Annotated in this window: 19 protein-coding genes; 13 read left to right on the top strand and 6 right to left on the bottom strand. The window is 53.8% G+C overall.

Annotation, left to right across the window (positions count from 1 at the left end; all coding sequences use genetic code 11):
- A partial coding sequence (locus tag IE065_RS08335) for a glycosyltransferase (protein ID WP_194500016.1) occupies positions 1 to 552 on the top strand: 552 nt, incomplete at its 5' end.
- Positions 553 to 592: 40 nt separating this feature from the next.
- On the opposite strand, the gene IE065_RS08340 is transcribed toward IE065_RS08335, so the two are convergent.
- Positions 593 to 2293: a SulP family inorganic anion transporter gene (locus tag IE065_RS08340; RefSeq protein WP_189513854.1), complete on the bottom strand. Its 1701-nt coding sequence runs from the start codon at positions 2291 to 2293 to the stop codon at positions 593 to 595.
- Between the two features lie 244 nt (positions 2294 to 2537).
- On the opposite strand from IE065_RS08340, the gene IE065_RS08345 reads away from it, so the two are divergent.
- From IE065_RS08345 to IE065_RS08370, 6 genes are all read left to right on the top strand, one after another.
- Complete coding sequence (locus IE065_RS08345; RefSeq protein WP_189513857.1) at positions 2538 to 3146, top strand: TetR/AcrR family transcriptional regulator; 609 nt, start codon at positions 2538 to 2540, stop codon at positions 3144 to 3146.
- An 83-nt stretch (positions 3147 to 3229) separates the two neighbouring features.
- Entirely contained in the window at positions 3230 to 4648 is a 1419-nt protein-coding gene (locus IE065_RS08350; protein ID WP_189513860.1) for an efflux transporter outer membrane subunit, read from the top strand.
- A gap of 21 nt (positions 4649 to 4669) precedes the next feature.
- The gene (locus tag IE065_RS08355; RefSeq protein WP_189513863.1) at positions 4670 to 5818 is read left to right on the top strand and encodes an efflux RND transporter periplasmic adaptor subunit; all 1149 of its coding nucleotides are present in this window, start codon (positions 4670 to 4672) and stop codon (positions 5816 to 5818) included.
- 27 nt (positions 5819 to 5845) lie between these two features.
- Positions 5846 to 8998 carry an efflux RND transporter permease subunit gene (locus IE065_RS08360; protein ID WP_189513865.1) on the top strand — a complete coding sequence of 1051 codons (3153 nt, stop codon included), beginning with the start codon at positions 5846 to 5848 and terminating at the stop codon, positions 8996 to 8998.
- A 106-nt stretch (positions 8999 to 9104) separates the two neighbouring features.
- A complete protein-coding gene (locus tag IE065_RS08365; protein ID WP_189513868.1) occupies positions 9105 to 10028 on the top strand; it encodes a hypothetical protein in 924 nt (307 codons plus the stop codon).
- A 312-nt stretch (positions 10029 to 10340) separates the two neighbouring features.
- Positions 10341 to 10622 carry a hypothetical protein gene (locus IE065_RS08370; RefSeq protein WP_189513872.1) on the top strand — a complete coding sequence of 94 codons (282 nt, stop codon included), beginning with the start codon at positions 10341 to 10343 and terminating at the stop codon, positions 10620 to 10622.
- On the opposite strand, the gene IE065_RS08375 is transcribed toward IE065_RS08370, so the two are convergent.
- Positions 10603 to 12150, bottom strand: coding sequence for a phytoene desaturase (locus IE065_RS08375; protein ID WP_189513875.1), 1548 nt, complete (start codon positions 12148 to 12150; stop codon positions 10603 to 10605). The two genes, IE065_RS08370 and IE065_RS08375, sit on opposite strands and share 20 nt — an antisense overlap.
- A 106-nt stretch (positions 12151 to 12256) precedes the next feature.
- Positions 12257 to 12940, bottom strand: coding sequence for a 5'-methylthioadenosine/S-adenosylhomocysteine nucleosidase family protein (locus tag IE065_RS08380; RefSeq protein ID WP_189513878.1), 684 nt, complete (start codon positions 12938 to 12940; stop codon positions 12257 to 12259).
- A 90-nt stretch (positions 12941 to 13030) separates the two neighbouring features.
- On the opposite strand from IE065_RS08380, the gene IE065_RS08385 reads away from it, so the two are divergent.
- Positions 13031 to 13858 (top strand): DUF4339 domain-containing protein, encoded by an 828-nt coding sequence (locus IE065_RS08385; protein ID WP_189513880.1) that lies wholly within the window; start codon positions 13031 to 13033, stop codon positions 13856 to 13858.
- A 63-nt stretch (positions 13859 to 13921) separates the two neighbouring features.
- Positions 13922 to 15898, top strand: coding sequence for a squalene--hopene cyclase (gene shc / locus IE065_RS08390; RefSeq protein ID WP_189513883.1), 1977 nt, complete (start codon positions 13922 to 13924; stop codon positions 15896 to 15898).
- Positions 15899 to 15904: 6 nt separating this feature from the next.
- On the opposite strand, the gene IE065_RS08395 is transcribed toward shc, so the two are convergent.
- Complete coding sequence (locus tag IE065_RS08395; protein WP_200163254.1) at positions 15905 to 16471, bottom strand: NUDIX hydrolase; 567 nt, start codon at positions 16469 to 16471, stop codon at positions 15905 to 15907.
- A 168-nt stretch (positions 16472 to 16639) separates the two neighbouring features.
- On the opposite strand from IE065_RS08395, the gene ispH reads away from it, so the two are divergent.
- The 3 genes from ispH to IE065_RS08410 all read left to right on the top strand — a co-directional run bounded on the left by ispH (position 16640) and on the right by IE065_RS08410 (position 20166).
- The gene (gene ispH / locus IE065_RS08400) at positions 16640 to 17515 is read left to right on the top strand and encodes a 4-hydroxy-3-methylbut-2-enyl diphosphate reductase (RefSeq protein ID WP_189513889.1); all 876 of its coding nucleotides are present in this window, start codon (positions 16640 to 16642) and stop codon (positions 17513 to 17515) included.
- Between the two features lie 125 nt (positions 17516 to 17640).
- Complete coding sequence (locus IE065_RS08405; protein WP_189513892.1) at positions 17641 to 19050, top strand: aspartate aminotransferase family protein; 1410 nt, start codon at positions 17641 to 17643, stop codon at positions 19048 to 19050.
- A 15-nt stretch (positions 19051 to 19065) separates the two neighbouring features.
- Positions 19066 to 20166, top strand: coding sequence for a serine hydrolase domain-containing protein (locus tag IE065_RS08410; RefSeq protein ID WP_189513895.1), 1101 nt, complete (start codon positions 19066 to 19068; stop codon positions 20164 to 20166).
- 9 nt (positions 20167 to 20175) lie between these two features.
- On the opposite strand, the gene IE065_RS08415 is transcribed toward IE065_RS08410, so the two are convergent.
- Positions 20176 to 20712: a D-glycero-alpha-D-manno-heptose-1,7-bisphosphate 7-phosphatase gene (locus IE065_RS08415; protein ID WP_189513897.1), complete on the bottom strand. Its 537-nt coding sequence runs from the start codon at positions 20710 to 20712 to the stop codon at positions 20176 to 20178.
- A gap of 65 nt (positions 20713 to 20777) precedes the next feature.
- Here IE065_RS08415 and IE065_RS08420 point away from each other — a divergent pair, with 65 nt between their 5' ends.
- Positions 20778 to 21305: a DUF192 domain-containing protein gene (locus IE065_RS08420; RefSeq protein ID WP_189513901.1), complete on the top strand. Its 528-nt coding sequence runs from the start codon at positions 20778 to 20780 to the stop codon at positions 21303 to 21305.
- A gap of 54 nt (positions 21306 to 21359) precedes the next feature.
- Here the strand turns inward: IE065_RS08420 and IE065_RS08425 are convergent, their stop codons facing one another.
- Positions 21360 to 21878, bottom strand: coding sequence for a hypothetical protein (locus IE065_RS08425; protein WP_189513904.1), 519 nt, complete (start codon positions 21876 to 21878; stop codon positions 21360 to 21362).

Raw genomic sequence — 21878 nt, forward strand, 5'->3', positions numbered from 1 at the left:
AGCCCCCCCCCCTCACTACTATGTGTGGGCACATTCGAGGGACGTAAAAACCAAATCGCACTGCTCGAAGCCGCGGAAAAACTCTGGGCTGACGGCCAACAATTTAAACTGCAATTTATTGGCAACCTAAACGCAGAAACCGGCCAACATGCCGCCGATAAGCTTGCTACATTACTTCAAGCCGGACGCCCGGTCAGTTGGGAAAAAGGGGCTAGCGACGAGGCCTTGATCGAGGCCTATCGCAATTGTGATTTTACCATTTATCCGTCTTTGATGGAGGGCTTTGGCCTACCCGTTTTGGAAAGCATTGCCTTTGGCAAGCCCTGCGTTGTCGCAGCCAGCGGTGCCTTGGGCGAAGTCGCCGCCGAGGGTGGTTGCGCCACCGTTTCCGAGCCATCCGCCGAGCAGCTCGCCACCGTAATCGCGCGCCTGCTCAATAACCCCGCTGAACGTGAAGCCCTCACCGCTCAAGCCCGCGCCCGCACTTTCCGCACTTGGGAAGACTTCGCGCGAGACACGATGACGGCATTTGATGAGTTGCGCAGGGCCTAGATTATCAATCAAGCCACTGCGCCTTATCAATGAATTAGGCTTATCCCAGCCGATCCGTGGCCACGTGATATTGCGGATCTTCGGACATATTGACCTCGACCATGTCGCCGGCCTTATCGAGCAGCTTACGGCACTCGGGAGAAAGGTGTGTCAGGTGTAAGCGCTTGCCGAGGCTACGGTATTTTTCCGCCAAGCCGTTGATCGCTTCCAAACCAGACTGGTCATAGACACGTGTGAAATAGAAATCGATAACGACCTCATCCGGGTCTTCGCGTGGATCGAATAATTCCTTGAATGATGAAACTGAGGCGAAGAACAGCGGGCCATGAAGTTGGTAAACTTTACTGCCATCGTCCTTTATTATGACCTCTGCGCCCAAGTGCGTAGCATGCTGCCAAGCGAAAACCAGCGCAGAGATAATCACCCCGATAATCACCGCCGTTGCCAAGTCGTGCATGAGCACGGTGTACGCCGCGACGACGATCATAACGAGCACATCACTAAGCGGTATCTTCTTAAAGGTGCGCAGGCTGGCCCACTCAAAAGTACCGATAACCACCATAAACATAACGCCAACCAGCGCCGCCATTGGGATCATTTCAATCCAAGGTGCCAGCACGAGGACGAATAGCAACAGGCAAACCGCCGCCGTAATACCACTAGCACGACCACGACCACCGGAGTTCACGTTGATCAGCGATTGGCCAATCATTGCGCAACCGCCCATGCCCCCAAACAGACCACTAACCACGTTGGCAAGGCCCTGACCAAAGCATTCGCGATTGCCGCGACCCCGAGTTTCGGTAATTTCATCGATCAGCGAAAGCGTCATCAGCGACTCAATCAAACCAACTCCGGCGAGGGTCAACGCAAATGGAAAAATGATCCAAAGCGTCGCCAAATTCATCGGAGGCAGGAACTCATACTGGCTGTCGAAAAAGTAAAGTTTAGGCAGACCGGCAGAAATGCCGCCTTCTGCTTCAATCGCTGCCGCTACTGCGCTATCAATGGCCTCCTGGTCAGCTGTTTCGCCAAGCTTCGCCTTGACCTCTTTCGTGGCACTTGCGGTGGTGTTGGTCCGTAGCATATCGCCCACAGTCAGCATTGCATGGGGCTGATTTTCCGCCGTCCAGCTCTCAGGAGCAGCTTTGTTGATTGCCAGCGAAAGGCCTGTCACCACGAGAATAGCCGCCAATGAAGCGGGGATTGCGCGGGTGAACTTTGGCAGCAGCCAGATGATCAGCATCGTTATGGCTACGAGGACCAGCATCATATAAAGCGCCGGCCCACCCAAGGCGGTCAATTCACCTGCGTCGTTGACGGTATTAAAGCTGCCAAACTGCGCCATAAAAATCACAATTGCCAAGCCGTTGACAAAGCCCAGCATGACCGAATGCGGCACCATGCGGATGAACTGGCCTAGCTTACCGATGCCAGCTAGAATCTGGATAACCCCGCAAAGAATCACCGTCGGAAAGAGATATTCCACGCCATGAATGGCTACGAGCGAGACGATAACGACCGCCATCGCACCCGTTGCGCCGGAAATCATCCCAGGCCGGCCGCCGAAAATAGCGGTCAAAAGACCCATAAAAAATGCCGAATACAGCCCAATGATCGGCGACACGCCCGCTACAAAGGCGAACGCAATTGCTTCTGGTACCAATGCCAGTGCAACAGTGAGCCCAGAAAGCAAATCGTCTTTGAGATTGGCTGATCGTTTACGGAAAAAATTAAGCATGTCCTTCTTTCGTTTAAAACCATCGCACGATCGACGGGATTACGAGCAACAGAAGGGGCGATGGTGATAGGCCTACTACCCCACCGTGTAAAGCATTATCGCTGAAACTGATCGTAACACCAAATAGCCCTAATGATATAAAGGCTGGCCAACCGGTATTTGGATTACCAAAAAGAATGTTACATCCGTTCAACAAAATCAGTTTTCCGCTTTACTTTACTAAACAGTCGACTATTTTAAATTCATGGGAAGAACCAGCAATGCCAAAACACGACTTATCGAATCGATAACAGATTTGATGTGGGAGCGCTCGTATGGCATGGTCACCATCGATCAGATTTGCCAGCAGGCCGACGTCAAAAAGGGTAGTTTCTATTACTTCTACCAATCCAAGACAGAACTGACACTGGACGCACTGGAAACCTACTGGAAAACCAATGTCCAAGAAAAAATGGATACGGTGTTCTCCCCCAGCAAAAACGGTGTCGACCGACTACTCGACCACGCAGACATCGTTTATGAAAAGACTTTAAAATTAAAGGCAGAAAAGGGCAAAATTCTCGCCTGCTGCCTATTTACGGTCGGCCAAGAGATGTGCAACGTCGATCAAGACCTGCGCAATATGGTTAACGACCTCTTGTCGCGGATCATGCGCTATTTCTCCACGGCCGTCCGCGACGCTGTCTCTGAAGGCTTGATCCAAACTGATGATGTGGAGGCAACAGCCGCCTGTCTTTTCAGTTGTTACGAAGGTATGTTTTCACGTGCGCGAATCGCGAATGACCCAGAAGTCATGAAAGATCTCAAGGCCAGCTATCAGCGAATACTCGGCCTAAAAACACAGCTCGCTTAGGCGATCTAACGTTTTTTTCAAAAAAACATCAATACGGCTTGAAATATCCCATTTCTTTACTATCTAGTCATCTATTAAAACAGATGTTTGAATCCAACCATTACAGTATTTCCGTCCTTCGAGGGGCAACGATCATCGCAGGTCTTGCCTTAGTTGGATGCACCGTGGGGCCAGATTATCAGGCACCCGAATTTGCATCACCCGCCGGCTACTCCGGCTTGCAAGACATGGATGGTGCCCCACTCCCCCCCCCTCTACCCGAAGGCGGGCTATGGTGGCTGGTTTACAACGATCCTACGCTGAATGACCTGATACAAAACGCCGACAATCAGAATCGAACCTTGCGCGGTGCCTTCAATCGCTGGCAGCGTGCGGAAACACTGATCCGGCGAGAACAGGCTGAAGGCCTACCCCAGATCGGAACCGAGGCCAGCTATACCCGGGAAAAGCTCAGTAAGGAAACACTTCAACTCGACGGTGACAGCAAGCAGAATGTCTATAACGTCGGCGCTGCCGCCGCGATGGAATTAGACTTGTTTGGCCGCGTCCGACGGCTCGTTGAAGCAGCGACTGCAGATGCGAACGCCGAACAGGAGGCTCTTCAAGACCTTCGTCTGTTTATCCAAACCGAGGTCGCCTCCACCTATTTCCAAATTCGCGCAATCGAATCCGAACTTGGCTACGTGAGCGAAAGCATGGGCACACGCCAAAAGTCCCTGGACGTCGTCACCAAGCGCTTTGAAGGCGGCGCGGTAAGCGATCTCGATGTGGCTCAGGCGGAATCGATTCTGGCCTCTGCCCGAGCCGACTATGCCCGTCTCAAGCGCAGCCAAGCACTTCTAATTAATGCACTCGCTGTATTAACAGGACAGCCTGCACCAACGTTCGACTTGGAGATTATGCCCCTTGTTGGCACTCCACCCAATATCCCCCCTGGCGTGCCCTCGGAACTTCTACTGCGTCGCCCGGACATACGTCAGGCCGAGCGCGAACTTGTCGCCGCCAATGCGCGAATCGGCGTTGCCACTGCAAACTTTTACCCGCGAATTGTTATTGCAGGCGATATAGGCCTCTCCGCTCTTGATGCGGCCCAGTGGTTTAAGTCCAGCGCTGGCTTTTGGGCAATCTCGCCACAAGTCTCCATCCCCTTGTTTGAGGGCGGCCGCTTACGTGCTAACTTGAACGAGTCAGAACTCGCTTACGCTGAGTCCATCGACAACTACGAGCAAACCATCTTGGCTGCATTTGCCGAAGTAGAAGATGCCGTAGACTCGTGGCGCTACATCCGCGAAGAGCGGGTTGCAGAGTCCGACTCAGCCAATGCCGCCGCACGTGCTCAACAAATCTCCAGCAGCCAATACGATGGTGGGCTGATCGACTTCATCACTGCCCTGGACTCCGAGCGCACTGCCTTGGATAGCCAACGCCGTTTAGCGGAATCTATCGGGGCTGAATATGTTAATTCCGTCCGTCTCATCCGAGCAATTGGCGGCAGCTGGTAATCATTTTTTAAGAAAGTATCCATGAAAACGCGCTACCAACTTTACATCGCAGCCGCCACAGCGGTCTTAATCCTGACTGGCTGCAAGCCGGAAGCAGCCGCGCCAGCAGCACGCCCGCCGCTAGACATTAATGTCGTCGAACCCGTCGTGAAACCGATCACCGAGTGGGCAGTTTTCACCGGTCGTCTGGAAGCGGTTGAAAGCGTTGAGATTCGCGCCCGTGTTAGCGGTTATCTACAGACCGTGAATTTTGAGGAAGGTCAGGCAGTCCAAAAAGGCGACCTGCTCTTCGAAATCGACCCACGCCCATTCACCGCGGTGGTGAATGTCGGTAAGGCGCGTCTCGCCCAAGCCGAGGCAGCGCAAACGCTCGCTGATGCGAACAAAAAGCGCGCCGAAGACCTGATCAATTCCAACGCCATATCCCGGGAACAGCTCGATGTGCGCAACAGTGAAGCTCTTCAGGCCAAAGCTGATGTGCTCGCCGCACAAGCAGAACTCGATGCGGCGGAGCTCGACCTGGAATTCACTAAAATCCGGGCACCAATCAGTGGTATCGCAGGGCGCTACGGACTAACTGAAGGTAACCTTGTCCAAGGCGGAAGCGCGCAATCAACCTTGCTGACAACCATTGTCCCGCAAGACCCGATCTACGTTTATTTCGATGTCGACGAACGCACTTACTTGGAAGGCCTACGGCGCATCAGATCCGGTGAACTTCCTGGCCGAGCTGACAACGGGCACATGCCGGTCGAAATTCAGCTATCCGACGAAACCGAATTCAGCCATCAGGGCGTCATTAACTTCAAAGACAATCAACTTAACACAGGCACAGCAACGATCCGCGTCCGCGGCCTCCTACAGAATCCGGATTCGTTCCTGACACCTGGCATGTTTGCACGAGTACGGACACCAGCCTCGAAAGAAGCCGAGCGATTGCTAATCCCCGATCTAGCGGTTCAAACAGACCAAGAACTCAAATTCATTTGGGTCGTTGGCGACGATAATATTGTCCAACGACGGACAGTTGAAATCGGTCCCATCCACGAGAAGCTCCGCGTTATTCGTTCTGGGCTCGAACCCACCGAGCGCGTCGTCGTGTCCGGTTTGCAATTCCTGCAGCCCGGCATGCCGGTCACACCACGTGAAGCGCCAAGCGCTGCCCAATAATAATAACCCTCCAAAGCATCTGGAGACATGAGCATTTCCCATTATTTCATCGACCGGCCTCGTTTTGCCGTCGTGCTGTCGCTGGTCATTACGATTATTGGTGGCATCTCTTTTTTCGGGCTACCGACCTCGCAGTTCCCGGAAGTTTCGCCGCCAACTATTGTAGTACGCGCCAGCTTGCCTGGCGCCACGCCAGAGATCCTTGCGGACACCGTTGCGGCTCCGCTCGAACAGGAAATCAACGGCGTAGAGAACATGATGTACATGGCCTCGTCGAGCACCGCGGACGGCTCCGTACAGATTACGATCACCTTTAAGCTCGGGACCGACTTGGACACTGCGCAAGTGTTGGTTCAAAACCGAGTTGGCGTGGCTGAGCCTCGTTTGCCGGAGCAAACCAAGCAGATCGGCGTGATCGTCGAAAAGAGCGTCCCTGATCTCTTACTTGTAGTGCAGATGTTTTCGCCCGACAACAGCCTCGACCAAGAATACGTTAGTAATTACGCAATTCGGCAGATCCGCGAATCCCTCCGCCGCATTGATGGCGTGGGCTCGGTGCGCACATTTGGTTCCCGCGAATACAGCATGCGTGTCTGGCTGGACCCCGAGCGCATGGCAAACTTGAGCATCACGGCAGGCGATATCGTGGATGCCTTACGCGAACAAAACATCCAAGTTTCAGCGGGCATCATCGGTCAGCAACCGAATGCTGCGGAAGGTGCCTTCCAGTTAAATGTCAGCACGCTAGGGCGCATCAGTGAGGTCGAGCAGTTCGAGGACGTCGTTGTCAAACGCGACGAGCGCGGAACGATTGTTTATCTCAAGGACGTTGCTCGCGTTGAACTCGGCGCGGTGGATTACAACGTCAATAACTACATGGGCACGACACCGGCTGTCGCGATGCCCATCCAGCAGCGACCTGGCTCAAATGCACTTGAGACGGCTCAAGAAATCCGTGCTCAAATGAAGGTGCTCGCGGAAGCATTCCCCCCCGGCCTCGATTACGCGATTATCTACGACCCCACAGTCTTCATCAGTGAGTCGGTGGACGCCGTTTTCCATACCATCATCGAGGCGATCATCCTCGTGATCATAGTCATCATTGTCTTTCTGCAATCGTGGCGCGCATCATTGATTCCGCTGACCGCGATTCCGATCTCGCTGATCGGCACCTTCGCCGCGATGGCGGTCTTCGGCTTTTCGATCAATAACCTTTCCCTCTTCGGCCTTGTGCTCGCAATCGGCATTGTGGTGGATGACGCCATCGTCGTCGTGGAAAACATCGAGCGAAACCTTGACCGCGGGCTCTCCAATCGAGACGCCTCGCGCAAGGCGATGGACGAAATTACCGGGCCGCTTATCTCGGCCACGCTGGTCATGGCCGCGATCTTCGTGCCAACGGCGTTTCTGCCCGGAATTACCGGCCAATTCTATCGCCAATTCGCGTTGACCATTGCCTTCTCGGTTGCCATCTCCGGTTTCGTATCGCTGACGCTCAGCCCGGCATTGGGAGTCATCCTACTCAAGCCACATGGTGCCAAGCCCGACCTCGTTCAACGCATCATCAACTTTTTCTTCGGCTGGTTTTTTCGCGCTTTCAATTGGGCATTTAGCCGCTTTACGAATGGTTATTCCACGATCGTCAAGCGCTTCGTGCGCATGGGCTTTACAGCTACGGTAATTTTCGCCGCTCTGATCGCGTTAACAGCATGGGGCTTCAAGCTCGTGCCCGGCGGCTTCATCCCCCCAACAGACCAAGGCTACGGCATCATCGTGTTGCAGTTGCCTGATGGTGCATCGCTGGACCGAACGGATGAACTCGTGCGAGAAGTAGCAGCGCGTGCGCTCGAAGTCGAGGGCGTTGCTAACGCAGTGGCCTTCGCTGGTTTCAACGGAGCAACATTCTCCAACGCGACCAATGCCGCGGCGATCTTCACCCCCTTTACACCCTTTGATGAACGCACGGACCCGGAGCTTAGCGGGAATGCCATTATCGGGCGACTTCGGGCCAAGCTGGGCGATATCCGCGACGCATTTGTCATCGTCATCCAGCCACCATCAGTGCGCGGCATCGGCAATGGCGGGGGCTGGAAAATGGAAATCCAAGACCGTGCAGGCCTGGGCTACCCTGCCCTGCAAGACGCAACAATGCAGCTCATGATGGCCGCGAGCCAAGAGCCCGGCCTCACGCAGGTCTTCTCTCCCTTCCGCGCCGGCGTACCACAGCTCTATGTGGATGTGGACCGTGAAAAAGCCAAGATGCTCGACGTGCCCCTCAATAATATCTTCGATACGTTACAAGTTTTCCTCGGTTCGCTGTACATTAATGACGTAAATCTGTTTGGCCGCACCTATCGACTCACGGCTCAGGCCGATGCTCAATTCCGAGACGAAAAGGAAGACATCACTCGCCTAAAAACGCGCAATGCCCAAGGTGAAATGGTACCGCTCGGCTCAATGGTCAACGTCAAGTCCATCGCTGGACCTGATCGTGTGGTGCGCTATAACCTATATCCTGCCGCCGAGCTTCAGGGCTCCAGCGCCGAGGGATACAGCACGGGACAATCTCTGGATACGATGGAGCGGCTCGCCGCTAAAATCCTGCCGCCTGGTATGAGCATTGAATGGACTGACTTGGCCTATCAGGAAAAACAGGTTGGCAATTCCAGTTTGTATATTTTCCCATTGGCAGTGCTGTTCGTGTTCTTTGTGCTGGTCGCTCAGTATGAGAATTGGTCGCTACCGCTCGCGGTTATTATCATCGTTCCAATCAGCCTGTTTGGGGCAATCTGGCTGCTCTGGTATCGCGGCATGGATAACAATATCCTGAATCAGATCGGCTTCGTTGTTCTCATTGGTTTGGCCGCTAAAAACGCGATCTTAATTGTGGAATTCGCCAAGCAACAGGAGGACGACGGGGTCGATACGTACCTCGCAGCGTCAGAGGCCTCACGCCTACGCTTAAGGCCTATTCTGATGACGTCGTTTGCGTTCATCCTAGGCGTCATCCCGCTGATGATCGCTACGGGCGCGGGCTGGGAAATGCGCCAAGCACTCGGCACACCGGTCTTTGGAGGTATGCTCTTCGTAACGCTGGCAGGTATCTTCCTCACGCCGGTCTTCTACGTAATCATTCGGCGACTAACAAAGCGCACGCCAAAGCACGAACATGCCCATTGAGGCATTATCGTGAATCTCGATTTCTGATACGACGGGGTGAACTCTTGATGAGTTCGCCCCGTTTTTTCCCTTTCACCTTTTCGGTTTTCACTCTTAGATACACAGCATGCCGCCCCGCATGCACCAGATTTGGCTGACTTTACTGCTCGTTGTTGTAGTCGGCACCTCCCATGCGCAGTCAGTTCCAGAAGGAATACGCCTGCGCGGGGCAAATGGTGCAGAGATCGTGGCAGCGGGCGTGCTCGAAGCACATCCACAAGGTGCCGTGCTGCTACTCCCCGGACAAATGACCCCTATTTTGGCACCGTGGGATAAGTTTGATCTGGAACAGCTTCGCGGCGACCAACCAACAATCTATTACGGCTACTTGGACGCCACACGTTTCAACCGCCCGTTTCTGCTCAAGCTCGGTGTGTATGAGAATATTGTCAGTTTCGAAGAAAGCATCCAATTGCTTAATCGGGAGCTGGTCAAACCGCGGTTTTATCCACTTCCCGAAAACGTTAATTACCTAATCGAGCAGGACCCCGATGTCATGCGCTGGAAGGAGCGTGATTTTGGGCGCTATAACAAACTCATGCGCGATTACCGTCAGGAACTGCAAGATTTCCTCCGCCGCATTTTCCCCAGCGAGTCCATTATCATCGATGATACGGGTGCCCTCCACCACAAGGACCGGGCAGACAGCGTCGACCCCATTCGCGGCGAAACGAGCCTTAGCTTAATCTTCAGTACATTGGCGGACACAAAACGTACTCCCTCGCGCCTTGGCTTGGCTTACCTCCGCCAAGTCACTACGCTACAAACGGATGTGGATCAGCAGTGGGACGACCTACGCTCGAAAATCCCCAACGACGCCTTCCGTGATGGAAACCTCAATCATATGAAATTGCCAAACTTGATGGACGAATCACGCCTCTCACTTGAGCGCATGCTCACCGACACCCATCTCCATCAGGCAAATCAGCAAAAACTGAGTGATTTCACGAGTTTCGTATATAGCAATTACCCCAATTATCGCCTTCAGTAGACACGCGCTGGCACTACCAATTTCACCGTCGATTGACAATATCCCTTATAAGGTCAGTCACCCTTTATCTCCGAAAAAGACACCTTATCAGGACAGTTGTTAGAAATCATTCCAACAGATCTTAATGACATTGATTAGCCATAATCACTTGTTAGATTGTGCGCTGTCAAAATCAAATGTTTCTAAAGAGTAATTTAATTGCGGACAGACTGTTAGGTTTGACGGCCCGTGCCATTAATGACTTATTTAACTCAACTGTAACCCTGGCCAACTGCTGTTTGTTTTAATAACACCTAATGCCGACCATTTCTAATGAGCCGCCGATTTCTACCTACGATTGACCAAATTAAACGAGCCGCAGAAGAGTTGCCCGATCCGATGACATATGAAGACGACGAGTGCTCGGTCTCCATTAAGACCGGAGGCAGCACCCGCGAACTAGACTTTAAACGCATAAAGTTCAGCTCCGGCAAGGGCATTAACGTCTACCGTTGGATATACGAAGGCAAAATAATGATCCGCAACAGTGATAAGGCCGATAAATCAAGTAAGTCAAAGGACGATACTGTCCTGTTCAGCCTATCAATGCGATAAAGCGGTCAAGCACTTTCGCTGAGCTGATCACACCTGGCAACCCCGCTCCGGGGTGCGTGCCTGCTCCGACAAAAAACAAGCCTTCCACATCCTCACTCTTGTTATGGGGGCGGAACCACGCGCTTTGCGTCAACAATGGCTCAAACTGAAATGCACTGCCTTGGAAAGCGTCCAAGCGGTCATGGAAATCCTGCGGCGTAAAAATCAACTTCGAAACAAGGTGCTTCCGCAAATCAGGCACAAGATGATCCTTCTCTAGTGACGCCAGAATACGGTCCGCATAGTCTTCTTTAATGTCGGCCCAATCCTGTCCTCCCTTGAGATTTGGCACTGGGCTGAGCACATAAAAACATTCTCCGCCCGGAGGCGCGAGGCTGGGGTCGGTGCGCGTCGGTGCGTGCAGGTAGAGCGAAAAATCCTCGGCGACAATACGCCGATCAAAAATGTCACCAAGCAACTCTTCGTAGCGTGGCCCCAGCACAATGCTATGGTGCGGCAAATGCTCGTAGGTCCGGTCTGTGCCGAAGTAGATCACAAACAAGCTCATTGCGTAGCGCATGCGCTCCAATTTCGGGTCCGTCCACTTTCGCCGATGCTCGGGCTTAACCAGCTTACGGTAGGTATTCGCCACATCGCCGTTGCTGATCACAATCTCGGCTTCGAAATACGTTTCGCTGCTCGCTTCAAAGCGATAGCCCGGTTGACGAGCGGTGTCGGCCAAGTCTTCCTCCTGCGATCCGATTGATGCGCGAACACCCTTTACGTGGCCATTTTCGACGACAATTTCCTCCGCACGTGCTCCGAGGACAAGCTTGCCGCCAATGTCTTCAAACAGCTTCACTAAACCACTGACCAGCGCCCCGGTGCCGCCCATCGCGAAAAACACGCCCCAAGTTTTTTCCAGGTAGTGAATCATCGCGTAAATGGCCGACGAGCGCAAGGGATTGCCACCGATGAGCAAAGGCTCAAAGCTAAAGACCTGTCGCAGTTGCGGGTCTTTAATGAAGTGGCTCACCCGGTTGTAAACAGACTTCTCCGCCCGCAAGCGAATCAGGTCAGGCGCAACTTTGATCATCTCCCAGAACGAGTGAAATGAATGATCGGCAAGATCAGTGAAAGCTCGGTCGAAGATTTTTTCACTATACTCCAAAAATTGGCGATAACCCGCAACATCGCTTGGGCTGAACTTCGCGATTTCGGACTCCAACGCCTGTTGCTCTCCGCGATAGTCAAAAACTTTTCCATCTTGGAAATAGATCCTGTAAAACGGATCGCAAGGCACGATCTCCACGTAGTCCTCAATGCGTTTGCCAGCAACCTGCGCCAACTCCTTCAGTACAAAAGGCACGGTGATAATCGTCGGCCCAGCGTCGTAGGTGTAGCCCTTGTCCTTATAGACGTAAGCGCGACCGCCGGGCTTGTCCCGCATTTCCAACAGCGTAACATCGTAGCCCTTGGCTTGAGTGCGGATCGCTGCTGCCAAACCGCCAAAACCACTGCCAATTACCACTGCCTTGCGATTACTCATGCATGACAAAAGCACGACCAGTCAGACTTTTACAAGCCCACTTCGATAATTAATAGTAAATCCCATTTATCGATACACCCGTCATTTCACGACAAGGCTAATGTAATTAGCCTGCCTCTGCCGTATTCAAGCGCAAAGCTTCGGAAATCACGATGCTGGTCAAGCTGCGCCGCACCTTGGACAGAGGCTTCAGGAAACGCATTAGCCGGCCAATGTCCCCCCAGTGTGTCGCCAGATGCAACCCGAGCTTGGCAGGTGTTGTTACCCCACGCTGTTGGTCATAGCTATGGCACAGAATATCGACTGGCACAGCCTCATCGGCCAAATCACTGACTCCGCGGATGACTATTAGCGGAATTCCTCGTTTCTCCGCAATCGCAGCGACATGCGCACTTTCCATGTCCACCAGCGGAGAACCTGTTTCGCGGAGTAGTCGCGCCTTATCCTCCGCCGTGGCGATAACGTCGCTCGCTGTGTGAATACTACCCTCACCACGGTTTATAATGACCTCGCCGCGCTTGAGCGCAGGGTCCAGCGCCCCCGCAAATCCCGCCAGAATAAGCATCTTCGGCTGGTAATAGCCAATAAAAGCGTCCACTCTCGAAGCGCAATGTGGTGGGCCCATGCCAATGACGCCAACCGCGATTTCGTGGCCCGCTAACTTACCAAGCCAAGTCGGCAAATCACGCTGTACACGCGCTGGTGCCTTGTCCTTGACTCGCGTCAAAAACTCCGCGCCTTCGAATTGACTGGGAAAGACTACTCCGAGCATCGCGACCTTGTGTCTCATTCCAGCGCTCGGGGCAATCGCTTAAATCCACTCATCGGTTCTCGCCATGTGCGCGTGGATCTGTTTAATGTCGTTCAACCATAATCTACGATGACAACTGAGAACGAAAAAATTTGGTACTATGCCGATAACGGGCAACAAGTCGGCCCATTTACCGAAGACGAAATCAAAAACTTCGTCCAAACCACTAAGATAACCAAAGCTACGCCAGTATGGAAAAACGGGATGGCGGAATGGCTACCCCTGAGCCAACTCCCCGAGTTTACGCCGCCACCGCACAAACCACTACCACACGAAACCACCAGTGAAGAGCCAGTGCAACGACTCAAGCTCGGTGAAGGACGCTCTTACGCCAAAGTTAACCAGAAGGATGATGACCCCACCGCAAGCGTCTCTGTCGCCGATTTCCTAGCCCCCCCGCCCGCAACCAAAACGCCCCCCCCCCCTCGAGCCAGAAATGCCAATATCGGCTTTTTTGAGAGCATCGGCCTCGGCTCGTTTGAAGCGGCTTTTTTCGCGGTCACACTGATTCTTGGCGGCATTGCTTGTCTGGTCATGCAGGACTACTGGCACGCAATCGTCATCGGTCTCGGCGCATTGTGGGTCTTTGTCGCAAGTTGGGCGCTAATCGTCCGCGCTTTCATCAAGCATTGGGCTTGGGGCTTGGCCTACTTATTTGTGCCTTTCGCCCAACTGATTTACATCGTCGTCGATCTCAGAAATGCGGGCAAATCGCTGGTGCTCATGCTTGTGGGTATTGCTGCGATGATTACGCCAATCCAAACCGAGAGCTTCAAGCAAAGCCCGATTTACGATCAATACGCTGTCATCCGGGACGATATTCAGCAACAAATTGACCAACAAAAGCAGGAAATGGAACAGCAACGGGAGCAAAAACTCGATCAATTTGACGAGTAGCTGAGATGCCCTTGAGGCGTTTTTTCCTTGGTTCTAGCGTAAATATTGCTATCTCAACCAGTTATGGCGGATACAGTCACTTCTTTCACCGGTCCAACCCAAGAAAGCGTCGATGAATCGATCGAGCGCATTAAAGACTTTCTGTTTTCCATCCAGGAAGAAGGAGGCTACTGGAATTGCGAGCTTCCAATCGACTCCACCGTTGCGTGTGATTATCTGCTCTATTTCCATTGGGCGGGTGCCGTTGATCAAGCCCCACTGGAGCGCATTGCGGCTTTTGTAAAGGGCCGACAAAATGAAGATGGCGGATGGTCTCAATTTCCTGGCGGCCCAAGCGAAGTCAATGCCACCGTCAAGGGCTACCACGCGCTCAAGCTCTCCGGCGAGAGCCCGAACGCCGACATCATGATCAAGGCCCGTGAGAAAGCTCTGGAGCTTGGTGGTATCCCTGCGATGTGCACTTGGCACAAACTTTATTTGGCCCTTGTTGGCTGTTTTCCGTGGAAGTTCTGCCCCTTAATCCCAGTCGAGCTGATGCTCATGCCTAAGTGGTTTCCGATTAACATCTATCGCGTCAGCAGTTGGACCCGTAACATGCTCGTGCCGCTGGCAGTGATTAATCACTTCAAGCCGACCCGCATCATCGAACACTGCCCGGATCTCAATGAGCTGTATCCAGATGGCACGATGGAGGGCGATTGGGGCCTGAAGTGGAGTCCAAAAATCATTTCCTGGAAGAATTTCTTCCTCGCCGGGGACAAACTTGGCCGCTTCGTCAATCACCTACCGCAATGGATTTTCCGCAAGCGCGCACTCAAAGAGGCTGAAGGCTGGATCTGCGACCGCGTCACTCATGGCTCTGACGGCATGGGTGCCATCTTCCCCGCGATCATGAACGCCCTCGTCGCACTGGAATGCCAAGGCTACGAGAAGGACCATTGGATTTTCGAAAAAAACCTCCAGCACTTCAAGGATCTCACCCTCGACAGCGAATGGTGGCCCACCTACGGCAAGACACACGGCAACGGCGTTGATGGCCCTGAAGACTGGCGTATCGCCCCCTGCTTCTCTCCGGTATGGGATACCGCCATTGCAACCATGGCCATCGCGGAAAGCGGTCACGACCCCGCTGACCCACGCCTACAAGCAGCCGCAGACTGGCTCCTCGAACGAGAAATCAAGTTCCGCGGAGACTGGAAGGAAAACTGCGACTTCACCGAAGCCACCGGCTGGGCCTTTGAGTTTAACAACGACTGGTATCCAGACGTCGATGATACCTTCCAGGTCGTACTCGGCCTCAAGCCCTTACTCGCCACCAATGCGAAGGCGCAGGAAAACACCCTCGACCGCGCCATCCGCTGGTGCCGCGCCATGCAGTGCAAGGAAGGCGGCTTCGCAGCTTTCGACAAGGACATCAACGATGCCTGGCTCGAAGAAGTCCCCTTTGCCGACCACAACGCGATCCTCGACCCCCCCTGCTCCGACATCACTGGCCGCGCCTTGGAAACTCTGGCCCTCATGGGCTACGGCCTCGAAGACGATGTAGTCCAACGCGCCAAAAAATTCCTATTGGATACGCAACTCGAAGATGGCTCCTGGTTCGGTCGTTGGGGCGTAAACTACATTTATGGCACCGGACATGCCCTGCGCGGCTTGCACGCCGTTGGCGAAGACATGACCCAGGGCTACGTCCAACGTGCGCGTAACTGGCTCGAAAACTGCCAAAACGAAGACGGCGGCTGGGGCGAATCCATCTGGACCTACCACGATGTCGCAACCAAGGGCGAAGGTGAATCCACACCATCGCAAACAGCATGGGCACTTCTGGGCCTAATGACCTTCGGCAACCCGAATCGCCCATCAATCCAACGCGGCATTGGTTACCTGTTACGCATACAAGAAGAAGACGGATCTTGGCGCACCAAGCTATTTACCGGCACCGGATTCCCTCGCGTTTTTTACCTAAAGTACGATAGTTACGAATGGAGCTGGCCGCTGTATGCACTAGCGAAATATCGCAAACTGCTTACCGAATCGTAAGCGTGCTTAGTCAGAAGAATCGCCGAAAAACGCTTCTTCGCCGTAACCTTGGACAATACCCCAGATTAAGCGAAAGCTCGGGGCGTAATTCCGGCGGTCAGCACGGATAAGCGCATCAAGTTCCTCGGGGCTGTGCCAAGCTCCACCGTCAATTTCTTCTGGATCAAGCGTCATTTCACCATCCCAAGTGATTCGGTAAATCTGAATAAATTCTTCGCCAGTACGGTGACAGGCCGGGTGCTTGAAAAGAAGCTCCAGTGCGCTTGGGCCATCGAGATGAATTCCCAGCTCCTCACCGATTTCACGAACGGCGGCGATACCATAATCCTCCCCTGAATCGACATGACCAGAAGCGGACGTTGTCCAGACGCCAGGCATCTGATCTTTGCTCATCGATCGCTTCTGGAGGAAGACCTGACCAGTAGAATTCAAGACAAGAATGTGAACGGCACGATGGCGCAGCCCATCCGCATGAACCACGCCACGGGGAGCTTGGCCGATCACGCTATCGTTCTCGTCGACAACATCAAAAATTTCATTGGGATTAGATGGCATACAGCTTTTGAGATGCATGATAGCGGAAATTGTTCCTAACAAGCCATTTAAATAGAGATAGGTTGTATTTCCCTAACGATTCGGCCAATTCCTCAGAAAAAAGCAGTGTTTCCACCAAGGCCAAAATGTGCTTGCCACCACAGCCCCTGCCAACAAATCTCACCCGTTTGATTGGTTATTATTGCTATGGAAGTTATTAGAGCTGACAGCGCTGGATTTTGTTGGGGAGTAGAACGTGCGATTGACATCGCGGCTAAGTTCGCGGCGGAAGGCAAGCGCCCGGTATACACCGACGGTCCACTGATTCATAATAAGCAGATGATGGAACGCCTTGAGGCGACCGGCATCAAAGAAGTCGGCGACTACCAGAGCACGACAAACCTGCAAGTCTCAGACGAAGACCGCGAAAACGGCGTGCTCGTGGTCCGCGCACATGGCATCTCGCCTGAACGTCGCGAGTATCTGAAGAGCCTCGGGATGAATTTCAAGGACGCAACTTGCCCCGACGTCGGCATCATTGCCGGTAAGATCAAAATGCATGCCCGTAAGGGCTTCGCGACAGTGATCTTTGGCGACCCGAAGCACCCCGAAGTGATGGGCCTGATGGGCTACACCGAAGGGCGCGGCCATGTCGTCAAAAACGAGGGCGAAGTCCGTGCATTACCAGACGACATGGGGCCACAAGTCTGCATGGTTTCTCAATCCACCATGTTCACCGACGAGTTCGAGCGCCTGTCCAACATACTCCGCGAACGTTTCCCCGAAGCCAAAGTTTTTGACACCATTTGCGGTGCCACCAAGGAACGCCAGAGCGACATCCATGTACTGCAAACCAACGGAGCCGAGGCGATCGTCGTCGTTGGTGGTCGCCACAGTGCCAACACCAAAAAACTCGCCGCTCTCGTTGAGAAAACCGGCCTGCCTGCCTACCACGTCGAAACTGTGGAAGAGCTGGATTGTGAGCATCTCAAGCAGCAATATGGTAAAGTGGGTGTGACTGCTGGCGCTTCTACGCCAGAATTCCTGATCAAAGAAGTCGTCGAAAAATTACAGTTGGCCTAATATTATAAGCCCATTCGTGGGTATGGCTTGTAAAAATACAGGAACATGATTGTATCCGGCACGCTGGCAATCTGGCCGATTGCTTGGCACATTAACTGGTCACACTTGGTCAACTTAAGCAGCACATGTCCGAATTTGACATCACTCGCCTGATCACTGAGCGCGCAGCTGAAAACTACGATCTCCACGATCAGCATGTCAACAGCACCTTGGTTAAAGTGCTGCGAACCATCGGCTTCGATAAAGTCTACGCGAGTGCGAAAGGCTCTTATTTGTACGACGCCGAGGGCCAAGATTACTTGGATTTCCTCAGCGGCTACGGCGTGTTTAACATCGGGCGTAACCATCCGCTCCTCGCCAAGACTATCAAGGATGTGCTCGATCTGGACATGTCCAACATGGTCCAGATGGATTGCGCACTACTCAGCGGCCTCCTTGCCGAAAAACTCGTTGAGATCACCCCCCCCCATCTCGACGCCGTTTTCTTTTGTAACTCGGGTGCTGAAGCAGTCGAAGGTGCCCTTAAATTCGCACTGGGGGCCACGGGCCGCAATCGTATTTTATCGCTCAGTGGTGCCTACCATGGGCTGACACTCGGGGCGCTATCCGTCACCAACAATGGTAATTTCCAAGAGGGCTTTGGCAAGCTGCTCCCCGGCGTCGAGCAAGTAATCTATGGCGACTTAAATGACCTCGAAGACAAACTTCGTCAGGGCGATGTCGCGGCCTTCATTGCTGAGCCAGTTCAGGGTAAAGGCGTCTATTTCCCGGCGGACGATTATTTCCCGCAAGCGCAGGCTCTCTGCCGCCGATACGGCGCGCTATTTATCATGGACGAGGTCCAGACCGGCCTTGGCCGCACTGGAAAAATGTGGGCGCTCGAGCATTGGAACCTTGAACCCGACATCCTGACGGTCGCGAAAGCGCTTTCTGGCGGCTACGTGCCAGCCGCAGCGTTCCTCACCCGCCGAGATATCCATCAGCGCGTGTTCTCACGACTGGACCGCTGCGTTGTTCATTCAACCACCTTTGGACGCAATAACTTGGCCATGGCCTGTGGCTTGGCAACGATTCACGTGCTCCAGCACGAAAAGCTCGTGGAAAACGCCGCTTGGGCCGGGCAAATCATTGAGCAAAAGCTGCTCGAACTCAAAGCCAATCACGAGCTGATCAAGGATGTCCGCGTAAAGGGTTGCATGGTCGCCATCGAGTTTGGTGAGCCGCGCTCAATGAAGATGAAGCTCGCCTGGAAGGGTATCCACGCCGTCGACAAGGGCCTCTTCCCGCAGATGATTGTTACGCCAATGATGAACAAACACCGCGTCTTGACGCACGTTGCTGGGCACAATTTAGACATCGTCAAGGCACTGCCCCCCCTCGTCATTGGAGAGACGGAAATTCACCGCTTTATCAGCAGTCTCGACGACGTTTTGCAGGATTGCACTCGCCTACCTGGGCCGATGTGGGACTTTGGCCGCAACCTAGTACAAACCGCCATCAAACAGCGCAAGGGCAAGAAGCTCGCGCCAGCATAATACAATTTTCACCCCATGCCTCAACTAGAGCAGGCCATTCAGGAACTACTTGATCAACTCGTCGTGGACGGCGATGAACGCGGTCTGCAAGTCGCAGTCTATCAGGACGGAAAGCTCGTCGTCGATGCCTGGGCTGGCGTGGCGGACATTAACACGGGCACACGTGTAACGGGCGACACACTTTTCCCCGTCTTCTCCGTGACCAAAGCCATGACCGCGACCGCGATCCATCTGCTGGCAGAGCGCGATCAGCTCGATTACGATCAGCCAATTTGCGACATTTGGCCGGAGTTCGCCGCCAACGATAAACGAGGCGTCACGATCCGCCATGCGATGAACCATACCGCGGGCCTGGCCGCGATGCCCGCCAATCTCAATCACCAGCAATTGGGTGATTGGACCTTCATGGTGAAGGCCATTGCAAAGCTTCACCCCGTCCATGCCCCCGGCGAACACATGGCCTACCATGCGATGACGTACGGCTGGATTCTCGGCGAAATTTTATGCCGTGTGGATGGTCGCCATTTTCCCGATTTCATCCAACAAGAGCTGAATAAGCCGTTGGGCATAGAAGACCTCTTCGTTTCCACTCCCGACGAAGTCGAATCACGCGTTGCTTGGCTCGAGGAAGACGTGGACGAAGCAACGCCCTTGCCTGAAAATCTCGGCCAAGAAGCGGTCCCCCATTGGGTTCAGCCTTTGCATAAATGGATGAATCGCCCCGACGCCCGACGCGCCTGCATCCCTGCCAGCAGCGGCATCATGAGCGCGCGCGCAATTGCCCGACATATGGCGGCGTTGCTTCCGTGCGGCGTAGACGGCGTCACCCTGCTGCCTTCCGAACGCATTCGCCTGGCCACTGAGCGACAGTATCCTGCGCAGCCCAGTGAAAACGCTATGTTAATGAGCCTGGGCTACCACATTGGCGGTCCCGGCTCCTTTATGGGCGAGAATCCGCACGCATTTGGCCACGGCGGCCACGGCGGCTCCCTCGCTTACGCCGATCCCGACTGCGGCCTTGCCTTTGCGTTGACCAAGAACCGCTTCAACGACAAGGGTAACCAGAACAAGATCGCGGAACTCGTCCGCAGCCTTGTAGATGTCGCTTCTGCTTAGAGGATTGCCTCAGCCGAGCGTCGCCACGAATTCGACGATCGAATCGTAAACCGGGATTTCGTGCGCGGTAATCAACGCTTGTGCAGGCTCAGGAAATTCCTTGCCCGTATTTAGGGCAACGGGGTTGACGCCGGCATTGAGGCCGCATTGCCAGTCACTATCGCGGTCACCAAGCATGTATGACGTCGCTGGGTCGAGCTTGTCCCGAGCAATCATTTCCAAGAGAAATTTGGGCGAAGGCTTACGATATTCACTCGGCTGATCCGGGTGCTCCGGAGCAATGATTACACCGTCAAAAAGGTCGTCTCCAAGGTCTAGCAGCTCAAGCAAACGCCGGTTGCAGGCGTAAACATCCTCCATGGTAAAATAACCGCGCCCCACTCCACTCTGGTTCGTCACGAGGTAGAAGCGATAGCCCAATTCACGGGCGCGCATGAGCGCCTCTCGCGCGCCTTTGACGACGACCAGCTCAGCGGGGTCGTGCAGATGATGCACATCGTAGTTGAGCGTGCCATCACGGTCGAGAAACAGGGCCTTGTTTTTCATGGGGCCATACAGTCGCGTTACTTTCGCGTTGGCAAGCATCGGCTGGCCGCATAGACCCGTTGTCCATGAATTGCCTCCGTTTGATTCTCGTTGCGATTTCGTTTGCTGGCCTTCTGGGCTGCCAACCAGGAGTCGGGGATGCCTCGGCGAAAACCACCCCCAAAGCTGATGCCAAGGCTTGGTTTCCAATGACCATCGGCGACCAGCAAATCCGCGTGCAGCTCGCCATAAAGCAGGAGGAGCAGCAAAGAGGCCTCATGTTTCGACAAACCCTCGCCGAGAATGACGGCATGCTCTTCATTTTTTCTCGCCCAGAGTCCCGTAGCTTCTGGATGCGCAATGTGGACCTGCCGCTCGACGTCGGTTATATCAATCCCGAAGGCGTCCTACGCGAAGTTTACCCGATGTATCCGCATGACGAAAATTCAGTCCCATCGAGAGGATCGGATATTCAGTATGTGCTGGAGATGAATCAGGACTGGTATCAAGAGCACAAGGTTTTTCCCGGCGCTAAAATCGACATCGCTCTGATCGCTGACGCCATGAAGGACCGTGGCTTCAATCCTGCCCAATTCGGTATGCCCGATCAATAAGGTGCCAACAGCTTACCCCAACAACCGCCCTCACCCATGTGAGATAAAAAAACGCTAGCCCACCGCACCGCGATAGCTGAAATCAAAAAGCAACTCCCACTCCCGACGCTGTATCTGCTGACAGCGTAATTCCTCAACCCCACCCACACTGTAGGCGGCCGCGACTTCGTCGATAAAGAGGAAGGGATTATAACTCGGAAATTCTGCCTTGAGCTGGTCGATCACCGAATGAGTGCCCACGTGGCGAAACCAGTATTTTGCGTTGCCGTAGTCGGGCTCACGGCGGTGCATAATGCCATGCCAAAAACTGCCCGTCGGCGTTTCAACCTGTTGGCTAATGACGTGCGAGTCTTCGAGGAAATCCAGACGCAGCAGCACGCCACAAAGGCAGGCTTTCCCCATATCTGCATCGTGGATGATCTTCCCGGCGAATGCGTGGTCCGCTGTCAGTTCACCAAATCTCGCGCGCAGTGATTCATCCGGCTGGCCGGGGCCAAGATTAACAGGATGTGCGATTTTCAGCCATTCGGCCAAAATAGGGCCATAGTCATCGGGGTTAAATGTAGGGCTCAT

Source organism: Cerasicoccus arenae (assembly GCF_014651635.1).
Lineage (GTDB): Bacteria > Verrucomicrobiota > Verrucomicrobiia > Opitutales > Cerasicoccaceae > Cerasicoccus > Cerasicoccus arenae.